Source organism: uncultured Nitratireductor sp., assembly GCF_913053745.1.
In the GTDB taxonomy this organism is placed as follows: Bacteria; Pseudomonadota; Alphaproteobacteria; order Rhizobiales; family Rhizobiaceae; genus Nitratireductor.
The window spans coordinates 1-10238 of record NZ_CAJXGF010000153.1 but is presented as its reverse complement, the minus strand read 5'-3'; the positions used below and the strand labels follow the sequence as shown (position 1 = coordinate 10238).

Below are 10238 nucleotides of genomic sequence, written 5' to 3'. Positions count from 1 at the left end.
CCCAGTTGCCACGCATGCGCATGATGCCTGTCTGTGTGTTCAGCAGCAATTTCGTCGACGGATTGCCCAGCGTCACCAGAATGCTTGGCGAAACCAGTTCGATGTGGCGTTCGATGAACGGCCGACAGATTTCCGTTTCCAGCGGAGACGGGTCGCGGTTGCCGGGCGGTCTCCAGGGGATCACGTTGGAAATGTAGGTCGATGTGCGGTCGAGCCCGATGGCCTCCAGCATGCGGTCAAGCAGCTTACCCGAGCGTCCGACAAAAGGCAGCCCTTGAATGTCCTCGTCGCGGCCAGGCGCTTCGCCGACGAACATCACCTTGGCTTCGGGGTTGCCATCGGCAAAGACCGTATTCTTCGCCGTGGTTTTGAGGTTGCAGCCATCGAATGCAGCAAGCTGGCTGCGCAAATCATCCAGCGTCTGGGCGCTTCTGGCAATCTCCCGTGCGCGGGCCGCTTGCGCGTCGTCGGGGATCGAGGCCTTCTGGCTTCTGGGAGCGACGGGAGTTTGCTTCTGTGTCGATGGCGCGACCTTTTGCGGGGCGGTCTGCCGGCGCGCCGCCCGCTTTTCCGCCTCAAGGCGTGTTTCCTCGAACCGGTCCGCCGCTTCCTCCATAAGGGGTTCGTCCACACCGGCATCGGCGTAGAAGGCCAGAATCTCCCTTAGTCCAGCGGAATCCATAACGACCGAAATCCTGATTGTTTGCCCGTGCTTGGGTGAGGCACTTTCTCTTTCTTTGCCGATCGTTGCAAGTTCAGGAAGCGGGAATACGCGGGTCCTGCACCAGATAAAACACCGGCTTCGGCGTCAGATCGGTGATGAGAAGGCGGAACGAAACGGAAAGGTTGGCGTCGACAGTGCCCGATTGAAACAGTAGCCGGTCATAGGGCTCGAATTTGCGGTCATGGGTGGCGAAGGTGTCGGAGTCGATATGGGCCGAGCCGACATTTCGCTGGTCGAACGACAATCCGTCACCATAAACGCTCGATACACCACGCAGTTCCTGAAGCTCGAATTCAAACTCGACCCACGGCAGATTACTCGCGTTGAGCGTTTCGATCTCCATGAAAAGATAGCCGGCTCCTGCTTGTTCGTCATAGGCATAGCGTGGCACGTGCCCGGTTGTGCGAATGACGAGAACGACGGCGGAGGCCGAGTGAAGCTCCTGTTTCAGAACTACGGGATCGCTGCGCGAGCCCGATCCCGATACCGCATGAATGCGAAACCCTCCGAGCTCGTCGGAGAAGGAATACCGGCCGGCTTGCCAGCGCCCGTCATCTCCCGGCCCGGCACCCAGCAGGCATGCCAGTAAGGGGAGGGCGATTATGGATACGGCGCGAGGCAGGACGATACCTCCCTTCCTGCTTCATTGTAGCGCCGTTTCCGTTCCGGAAAAACCGGAAAGGTTCCGGCCTCAACCGCCGACCTGCCAGTTGGAAATCGCCTTTGAGGGGTAGATAAGTTGGAGGATATTGAGCGTGAGATTGTCGCGGATCATCACCGCCATGAAGATCTCCGTCGCCACCACCAGCGTAATGCTGAGCCACACGGGTGAAACGCGCGCGACGAAGAAGCCGACGATTGTCGTGAGCGTATCCGAAAGCGAATTGATTACGCTGTCACCGTAATACCCTTGCGCCAGGGCCGATTCCCGATAGCGGTCGATGACCATGGGAGTGTTTTCGGCCATTTCCCAAGCGGCTTCGAGCCCGACAGCTAGCGCCAGGCGAAGGCCAATGGGCATGCGCGGGGCAAGAAGCCAAAGCAGCGAATAAAACAGCAGTCCATGCAGAAAGTGCGAATAGGTGTACCAGTCGCCGATATGCTGCGAGGTTTCCGGACCTGATGGGTTCGAATACCAAAGTTTCACGGTCCCGCAGTCGCAGATCGTTGTCTGTCCCATGAACTTCAGGAAGAAAGCCTGAATCGCCAGGATGACGAGCACGCACAAGGCCGTAACGGCAATGGGCCTTTGTCTGTAAGCTGCCAGAAGACGGTTATCAATCGTGGCCAAGCCACTGCCCTCCATGATGAAACTGCGCGACACTGCGTGGATTCGAACCGGCTAGCAAACAGGAATTGCAAGCTCGCACGTTCTCGATTATTGACGTTTACGTCAAGGTAATATGAAGCCGTAGCGATCGGGAATGGGTTGATGCGACTTCTCCGGTTTCGATAGGAGCGCGGATGCGCTATAGCCCGGCGTTGAAACCGTTATGCGGGACTGATGGGTATCCAGATCGCGCCGGGTTCTGAATGGACCGGACGCAAGGCGCGCCAGAGAGAAAGACTGCGGAGGGTGGAATGAGCGAGATGGAACGCGAAAGCATGGAATTCGATGTGGTCATCGTCCGTGCCGGGCCGGCAGGATTGGCGGCGTCCATCAAACTCAAGCAACTCGACCCGGAGCTTTCCGTCGTCGTTCTGGAAAAAGGGGGAGAGGTCGGCGCGCACATTCTCTCGGGCGCGGTCGTGGATCCGATAGGCATCGACCGGTTGTTGCCGGATTGGCGCGAGGATCCCGATCATCCGTTCAAGACTCCAGTCACCGACGATCATTTCCTGGTTCTCGGACCGGCAGGCTCGATCCGGCTACCCAATTTCATGATGCCGCCGCTCATGAGCAATCACGGCAATTACGCGGTCTCACTCGGCAATGTATGCCGCTGGCTCGCCGGTCATGCGGAGGCTCTAGGTGTCGAGATCTATCCAGGTTTTGCCGCTGCGGAGGTGCTTTACAACGAAGCGGGGGCCGTTATCGGCGTGGCGACCGGCGATATGGGCGTAGAGCGCGATGGGACCCGGGGCCCCAACTATCAGCCCGGTATGGCGCTGCTTGGCAAATATGTACTGATCGGCGAGGGCGTGCGCGGCTCGCTCGCCAAGCAGTTGATCGAAAAATTCGACCTCGCAAAAGATCGCGAACCACAGAAATTCGGCATCGGTCTCAAGGAACTCTGGGAGGTTAAGCCTGAGAACCACAAGCCGGGTCTGGTCCAGCACTCATTCGGTTGGCCGCTCGATATGAAAACCGGTGGCGGCTCCTTCCTCTATCACCTGGAGGACAATCAGGTGGCTGTCGGTTTCGTTGTCCACCTGAACTATAAAAACCCTTTCATCTCGCCCTTTCATGAATTTCAGCGCTTCAAGACGCATCCTGCCATTCGCGGCACCTTCGATGGCGCCAAGCGCATTTCCTATGGTGCCCGCGCCATAACGGAGGGTGGCTGGCAGTCCGTTCCCAAGCTGGCTTTTCCCGGTGGGGCGCTGATCGGTTGTTCGGCCGGCTTCGTTAATGTGCCGCGCATCAAGGGGTCGCACAACGCGGTTCTGTCGGGCATGCTCGCTGCCGAGCATGTCGCCGAGGCGCTCGGAGCCGGGCGGGGCAACGACACGCTGGAAGGCTACGATGCGGCGTGGCGGGCATCCGATATCGGCAAGGACTTGAAGAAGGTGCGCAATGTCAAGCCGCTCTGGTCGCGCTTCGGCACGCTTATAGGGGTCGGCATAGGCGGTTTCGACATGTGGATGAATTCGCTGCTGGGCTTCTCGCTGTTCGGCACGCTGAAGCATGGCAAGACCGATGCAGCGGCGCTGGAGCCGGCCGCGAATTACGCACCCATCGATTATCCCAAGCCCGACGGCGTTCTCACTTTCGACCGGCTTTCTTCGGTTTTCCTGTCCAACACCAATCATGAGGAGGAACAGCCGGTTCATCTGCAGGTGAAGGACATGGAACTGCAGAAAACGTCGGAATATGCGGTCTATGCCGGCCCGTCCTCGCGTTATTGCCCGGCGGGCGTCTACGAATGGGTGGACGCCGACGGCAATGCGCTGACGGACGGCAGCGATGTGGCCGATGCCCGTTTTGTCATCAACGCGCAGAACTGCGTCCACTGCAAGACCTGTGACATCAAGGACCCCAACCAGAACATCAACTGGGTACCGCCGCAGGGCGGTGAGGGCCCCGTTTACACCGGGATGTAAGCTGTTGTCTGACCATGAACCCGAAACGGCGGCCGCGAACGCCATCGACGAAGAGGCGCTGTCGGAGGCCTACAATCGCGCGCTCGCGCTCGAGAAGGCCGGGGATTTCGACGCTGCGGCGGCCGCGTACAGGGACGTGCTTGCCATCGACCCCGCCGATCATGGAGGCGCGGCCGTGCGCCTGGCGAGCATGGGGCGTGGTGAGACGCCGCCAAGAGCCTCCGAAGCCTATGTTGCGACCTTGTTCGATCAGCATGCCAACGATTTCGAGAGCATTCTGGTCGGCCAGCTCGGCTATGACGTGCCGGCGCTGACCCGGGGGGCTCTGGAAGAAATCGCGCCTGGACCTTTTCGCCGCATGCTCGATCTCGGTTGCGGCACCGGGCTCGCGGGCGAGGTTCTGCGCGGCATGACAGATCACATAACCGGCGTCGATCTGTCCGAAAACATGATCGAGATTACCCATGAAAAAGGGGATTATGACGCGCTCTATGTCGGCGACGTCGTCGATTTCCTCCATCACGCGGATGTCGACCCCTTCGATCTGATCACCGCGACAGATGTCTTGCCCTATCTCGGCGATCTTGAAGCCTTTTTCTGCGGCGCGGCCGAACTCGCCGTCGACGGTGCGATTTTCGCCTTCTCAAGCGAAACCTTGCCCGATGACGCGCTCGCCGGTCGACCCTTCGTGGTCGGGCCGCATCAGCGTTTCGCCCATTCGCAGGCCTATCTCTCTGAAATGCTCGCTGTGCACGGTTTTGCCGGTCTGGCCATCGGCGACATCGTGGTTCGGCATGAGAAGGGCGAGCCGGTGCCCGGGCATCTGGTCATCGCCCGCAAAACTGCCGTCGACTAACCCTCGCTCCCCGCGAGTTTCACCTCGATTACCTCGGCTGGCTCAGGGGCGGGGCGGATGCCGAATTCGAACAGCACCGGCAGGTGGTCGGAGCCCACGTCCTGCAAACGCTCGACAGACAACGGCACGATTCGCCCCTTGGCGAAGATGTTGTCGATCGGCAGGCCGACAATTCGGCGGATCCCTTCGGGGACGATCGGCTTCATCCAGGTTGGGCCGATGCCGGGCATAAGGTCCAATCGTCCCGCTTCGGCGACACGGTGAGCCGTGACGCTCCAAGGCGCCGCATTCAGATCGCCGGCAAGGATTGCGGTCCCGCCAAGCCTGTCGAGCACCGGCGTTATACGTCCGACCTGGCGGTCCTGTTCGAAGGGCCACGGCCAACCGAGGTGGAGGGCGCCGATCTCGACCGTTTCCGCACCCAGTCGCACGGTCGCCACAGCCATCGAACCGCGATCATAACAGGCGTAGCCAGCGGGATTTGCGAAGGGCCGGCGCGAGAGAATGGCAACGCCGCCGATGCGGGCCGGCGGCGGGCAGATCACGCGATAAGGATAGGTGGCCTCCAGGAACTTCAGCTCTTTTACCCACATGCGCGAAACCTCGTTCAAGGTCACGACATCCGGCTTGGTCCGGCCGATCAGTGAGAAAACGCGCTTGGGCGTCGCGTTGTCGTATCGAAGGTTCAATTGAAGAAGCCGGTAGCGAGCCGATGATGTCTCTGTCGCTTCCGCCCTGGCTGCGCCGGCGCCGGTGTGACCGGGCAGAAGCGTAGCGCTCACGGCGGCTATGCCGAGCACCGTACCCGCCAGCCCTATCTGCCGCCAGCCCTTGACGAAGACCAGAGGCGCAGAAAGAAGCGTGACCAGAACCGCCAGGTGGAGGCGAAAGTGCCCCATGGAATCGAAGGCCGGATGCAGCCGGCCCCAATAGCCCGCGACGAGAGGCACCGATACCAGAACCGCGCCGATCGCCAGAATTGCTGGCAGTGCAGATGCGGTTCTGCCTGTCGTCATCGCTTGATGCCCCAATTATGCGTTTTCCGAGACAGGCGGGCGTAGCCGCTCTTTTGGACTATTGGAAGGCGGTCTCGAAAAAGCTTCTCAACTTACGCGAATGAAGCCGCTCCGGCGGCATGGACGCAAGCTTCTCCACCGCCCGCATACCGATCTTGAGATGCTGGGAAACCTGCCGCTTGTAGAATTCTGTGGCCATGCCCGGCAGTTTCAGTTCGCCATGCAGTGGCTTGTCGGACACGCATAGCAAAGTGCCGTAGGGCACCCGGAAGCGAAAGCCGTTGGCGGCGATGGTGGCCGATTCCATATCGAGTGCGATCGCCCGCGACTGTGACAGCCTCTGCACCGGCCCGCGCTGCTCGCGCAGTTCCCAGTTGCGGTTGTCGATGGTGGCGACTGTGCCGGTGCGCATGATCCGCTTTAGCTCATAGCCGGACAATCCGGTGATCTCGGCCACCGCCTCCTGAAGCGCCACCTGCACCTCGGCGAGTGCGGGAAGCGGCACCCAGACGGGCAGGTCGTCGTCGAGCACATGATCCTCGCGCACATAGGCATGCGCGAGCACATAGTCGCCCAGCGCCTGCGTGTTTCTGAGGCCGGCACAATGGCCGAGCATCAGCCAGGCATGCGGGCGCAACACCGCCACATGGTCGGTAATCGTCTTGGCGTTTGAGGGGCCGACGCCGATGTTCACCATGGTGATGCCGGAATGGTCGCCACGCGTCAGGTGGTAAGCCGGCATTTGCGGCAGTCGCGCGGGTGTCACCGCGGAAGGGCTGGTCTCGCCCGCCTTGGTGATCACGTTGCCCGGCTCGACGAACGATGCGTAGCCGCCTCCGCCTTCGGCCATCAACTCGCGGGCGAGGGCACAGAACTCGTCGATGTAGAACTGGTAGTTGGTAAAGAGGACGAAGTTCTGGAAATGCGCCGGCGCGGTTGCCGTGTAGTGCGACAGCCGATGTAGCGAATAGTCGATGCGCTGCGCGGTGAAAGGTGCGAGCGGCTGCGGCTCGCCGGCCGGCGCTTCATGGGTGCCGTTGACGATGTGGTCGTCCGTGGCGTTCAGGTCCGGCACGTCGAAGAGATCGCGTAGTGGCCGCTTCAGCCGGTCGGCGATCGAGGCCTCAACATAGGTGTCCTGGAGGAAAGCAAAGTGCAGCGGAATCGGCGTTTCCGATTCCGAGACGGTGACTGGCACACCATGATTGCGGATAACGAGGCTGAGCTGGTCGATCAGATAATCGTCGAAGAGATCCGGGCGGGTGATCGTGGTTGCGTAAACACCGGGTGCCGCCACGTGGCCGTAGGCGAGACGTGTGTCGATCTGCGCATAGGAACCGGTAGCCAGACTTACTTCCGGATAAAAGGCACGAAAGCGTCGGTCGCTTTCGCCGGCCTCGGAGACCTGCGCGAAGGCGTCGCGCAGGAAGGCGGTGTTGCGTTCATAGAGCGCTTTCAATGCCGCAACGGCTTCACCGGCATCGGTGAAGCTTTTGCGGGCAAACGGCTCGGGACTCGAAATTGTCTGAATGGGTTGAGGGTAGATTCTATGTTCCATGGCCTTTTATATAGATATTCTTTTTCTTCTCAAGGCCCGGTCGTGGTGTCGCTGTCTGTCGGCGGTGCACGCTATCCGCGTTCGAGGGTGCGTGAAACGGCTTCAGCGCGAGCGCTTCAGGCTGACCATCAGGACGAGACCGGCACCATTCGACCGTTCGTAGTGTCCTTCGATGATATTTTCATTGCTGGCGCGAACGTTTTGGACCGCCAGCAGCGGCGAACCGACCAGAATGGCGAACATCAGACCTTTGGCCATATGCGTCATCGTCTGCATTATCTCGTACCTCAACCCTTGGCGCTCAGCGCAACGCCGTCTTGCCGCAAAGCGGACCGCGCTCTGCGAAGCAGGAGAACGGCCGATTGTCTTCCCACGGGTCGGCAGAGCGGCCGGCTTCCGCGACCAGAACCGCAAGCCCCATGCCGAACAGGGCGGTGATCAGGCAGACAATCGAAAAACGGCGCATCAACATCGGTTCATCCTCAATTTCGCACCAATCTGGCAGGCGACGACTGAACCGATACTGAGGGGGGCATTCATCCGGCATTCAGCACCGTTAATGCGGCGTTTAACGACCGATGACGGATCGTTTACCGCCGCACTTGTTGCAATAGTTGAGCGCTGTGCTTACGTGCCCCATTGTCGCCACGATCCTCCCCCGACCGCGTGGTGCTAAACTTTGGAGGCAAGCAAACATGACCACCCAGACCAAGCCGATCGAGCTTCACTACTGGCCAACGCCGAATGGCTGGAAAGTTACGATCTTCCTCGAAGAAACCGGACTGCCCTACGACGTGCATTATGTGAACATCGGCAAGGGAGAACAGTTCGAACCGTCTTTCCTCAAGATTGCGCCCAACAACCGCATGCCAGCGATTGTCGACCCCGAAGGACCCGGCGGTGCGCCCATTTCCGTGTTCGAGTCCGGTGCCATTCTTCAATATCTCGGCCGCAAGACCGGTCAATTCTATCCCGCCGACGAGCGCACGCGCGTGGACGTCGATCAGTGGCTGTTCTGGCAGATGGGCGGTCTTGGCCCGATGGCCGGGCAGGCGCATCATTTCCGCAAATACGCGCCCGAAAAGATACCCTACGGCATCGATCGATACACCAATGAGGTCAATCGCCTCTATGGTGTCATGAACAAGCGCCTGGCCGACCGCGAGTTCCTCGCCGGTGATTATTCCATCGCCGACATGGCCTGTGTTGGCTGGGTGAAGCCTTATGAGCAACAGGGACAGGATCTGAACGACTTTCCAAACCTCAAGCGCTGGTTTGAAACCGTGATGGCGCGTCCGGCCGTCGTCCGCGCGCTCGAAGTCGGGCAGGAACATCGACGTAATCTTGCCGAGGACAAGGAAGCTCAGAAGGTCCTCTTCGGCCAGCGCGCAAGCTAAACGCGATTTCGGTCAGCATTCGGACGGGCGGCTTGGGTCACCCGTCTGCCTCTGTCCTATTTGCCGGTCTGATGCCGCTCGGCTGAATGCGAACCTGTCCGTTGCGGCTTGTCTTGCGTTTCCGCGACCCCATCCGCAGCTCTGCCATATGGATGGGGTTCGAATTCAGATGCGTGACCAGGTCTGGTTGCGGCAGATCAGCCCACCAAGAACGCAACCGCCCATCTTCAAGCTGTTGCCGGAGAGAGTGCCCTTACCGGAATAGGTCTTGTCGTTGGCCGGGTCGGTGATCTTGCCCGTATATTTGTTGCCGCCGGCCGCTTGAAACGTGCCAATCTTCTTGCCGGCGTGCTTCCCGCTTTTCAGCGTGATGCAGTAGGATCCGCCACAGGAAGCGATCTGCGCGGTCGCTCCGGATTCCGTCTTCCAGTTTCCCTCGATCGGATCGGCCATGGCGATGCCGGCAGCCAACAGGAACGCCGCGCTGCTCAAAACAAATCTGCCAATCATCAGTCTTCCTCCCAATGATGTTGCGGTATCAGCTTACGCGAACGTAAACGTAATACAATAGCTTTTTGCAGCGGGGAGCGGAAACGAAAACCTCGCAGGAAGGGTGGGGGATCGAAGGGTCAATCCAAGCCGTACAAGCGTGCTATGTCGTCAAGCATCAGATTGGCTGCGAGAACGCCGCCGGCGGTGTTCCAGATCGTGTCGTCCACCTGATGCACTTTGCCGGCCTTCACCGCCGAGAGCGTCCGCCACAGCGGGTCGGAGAGAATTTCCTCTGAAAGCTTCGTTGCCTCGCCATCGCCTGGCTCATAGGTGAAGTAGAAAATCCTATCCCCATCCATGTCCGGTATGCTCTCCTTTCCCACTTTCAAAACAAAACTGTCCACATCCTGGTTCTCGGGGCGCCCGAAGCCGACCTTATCGAGAACGAAGCCCGAAAAACTGTCTTTCTGATAGATGCGGATATGGCCAGGCATGAAACGGATCACGGAGACCTTTTCGTTAACCTTTTCACCCAGCGTGTCGGAAAGTGCCGCAACCTTTGCGTCGAAATCCGAGAGGATTTTGTTGCCCGCTTCCTCTTTGCTCAACGCTTTGGCCCAGAGCGTGAAATTCTCGCGCCAGTCGCCGCGCAGCCGTTCGGAGATCACGGTCGGCGCAATTGCCGAAAGCTGCTCGTAAATCGCTTCGTGTCGGATCTTGGTTCCCAGAATGAGATCGGGTTGCAAGGCGGCGATCAGTTCCAGATTGACCGCGCTCTCCTTGCCGACCGGCTCCACGTCGTCCATCTGCGCGGCAATGTGCGCGTACCAGGGATCGCCATTCCATGAGTTCGCCGCTCCGACGGGCTTTACGCCGAGCGCCAGCAAGGCTTCGGTTCCTTCATTGGTGAGGACGATCACACGTTGCGGTG

Annotated in this window: 12 protein-coding genes; 3 read left to right on the top strand and 9 right to left on the bottom strand. The window is 59.8% G+C overall.

Going from position 1 to position 10238, the window contains the following annotated elements:
• The 3 genes from QZ638_RS19550 to QZ638_RS19540 form a co-directional block, all read right to left on the bottom strand.
• Positions 1–682: uracil-DNA glycosylase (locus QZ638_RS19550; RefSeq protein WP_295813574.1), on the bottom strand; the 682-nt coding region annotated here is incomplete at its 3' end.
• A 73-nt stretch (positions 683–755) separates the two neighbouring features.
• Complete coding sequence (locus QZ638_RS19545; RefSeq protein WP_295813573.1) at positions 756–1115, bottom strand: hypothetical protein; 360 nt, start codon at positions 1113–1115, stop codon at positions 756–758.
• A gap of 300 nt (positions 1116–1415) precedes the next feature.
• The gene (locus tag QZ638_RS19540) at positions 1416–2015 is read right to left on the bottom strand and encodes a DUF2585 family protein (RefSeq protein WP_295813572.1); all 600 of its coding nucleotides are present in this window, start codon (positions 2013–2015) and stop codon (positions 1416–1418) included.
• Between the two features lie 290 nt (positions 2016–2305).
• Here QZ638_RS19540 and QZ638_RS19535 point away from each other — a divergent pair, with 290 nt between their 5' ends.
• Together QZ638_RS19535 and QZ638_RS19530 are read left to right on the top strand one after the other, a co-directional pair.
• Positions 2306–3988, top strand: coding sequence for an electron transfer flavoprotein-ubiquinone oxidoreductase (locus QZ638_RS19535; protein WP_295813571.1), 1683 nt, complete (start codon positions 2306–2308; stop codon positions 3986–3988).
• Between the two features lie 4 nt (positions 3989–3992).
• The gene (locus QZ638_RS19530; RefSeq protein ID WP_295813570.1) at positions 3993–4844 is read left to right on the top strand and encodes a methyltransferase; all 852 of its coding nucleotides are present in this window, start codon (positions 3993–3995) and stop codon (positions 4842–4844) included.
• Here QZ638_RS19530 and QZ638_RS19525 read toward each other — a convergent pair.
• The 4 genes from QZ638_RS19525 to QZ638_RS19510 form a co-directional block, all read right to left on the bottom strand.
• Positions 4841–5860, bottom strand: coding sequence for an endonuclease/exonuclease/phosphatase family protein (locus QZ638_RS19525; RefSeq protein ID WP_295813569.1), 1020 nt, complete (start codon positions 5858–5860; stop codon positions 4841–4843). The genes QZ638_RS19530 and QZ638_RS19525 overlap by 4 nt on opposite strands.
• Positions 5861–5918: 58 nt before the next feature.
• The gene (locus QZ638_RS19520) at positions 5919–7418 is read right to left on the bottom strand and encodes an AMP nucleosidase (RefSeq protein WP_295813568.1); all 1500 of its coding nucleotides are present in this window, start codon (positions 7416–7418) and stop codon (positions 5919–5921) included.
• A gap of 102 nt (positions 7419–7520) precedes the next feature.
• Positions 7521–7694 carry a hypothetical protein gene (locus QZ638_RS19515; RefSeq protein ID WP_295813567.1) on the bottom strand — a complete coding sequence of 58 codons (174 nt, stop codon included), beginning with the start codon at positions 7692–7694 and terminating at the stop codon, positions 7521–7523.
• A 25-nt stretch (positions 7695–7719) separates the two neighbouring features.
• The gene (locus QZ638_RS19510; RefSeq protein WP_295813566.1) at positions 7720–7890 is read right to left on the bottom strand and encodes a hypothetical protein; all 171 of its coding nucleotides are present in this window, start codon (positions 7888–7890) and stop codon (positions 7720–7722) included.
• Positions 7891–8113: 223 nt separating this feature from the next.
• Between QZ638_RS19510 and QZ638_RS19505 the strand changes: the two genes are divergently transcribed.
• Positions 8114–8815 (top strand): glutathione binding-like protein, encoded by a 702-nt coding sequence (locus QZ638_RS19505; protein ID WP_295813565.1) that lies wholly within the window; start codon positions 8114–8116, stop codon positions 8813–8815.
• Between the two features lie 165 nt (positions 8816–8980).
• Here the strand turns inward: QZ638_RS19505 and QZ638_RS19500 are convergent, their stop codons facing one another.
• Positions 8981–9325 carry a DUF2147 domain-containing protein gene (locus QZ638_RS19500; protein WP_295813564.1) on the bottom strand — a complete coding sequence of 115 codons (345 nt, stop codon included), beginning with the start codon at positions 9323–9325 and terminating at the stop codon, positions 8981–8983.
• Positions 9326–9444: 119 nt separating this feature from the next.
• On the bottom strand, positions 9445–10238 hold a 794-nt coding region (locus QZ638_RS19495; protein WP_295813563.1), incomplete at its 5' end, for an iron-siderophore ABC transporter substrate-binding protein.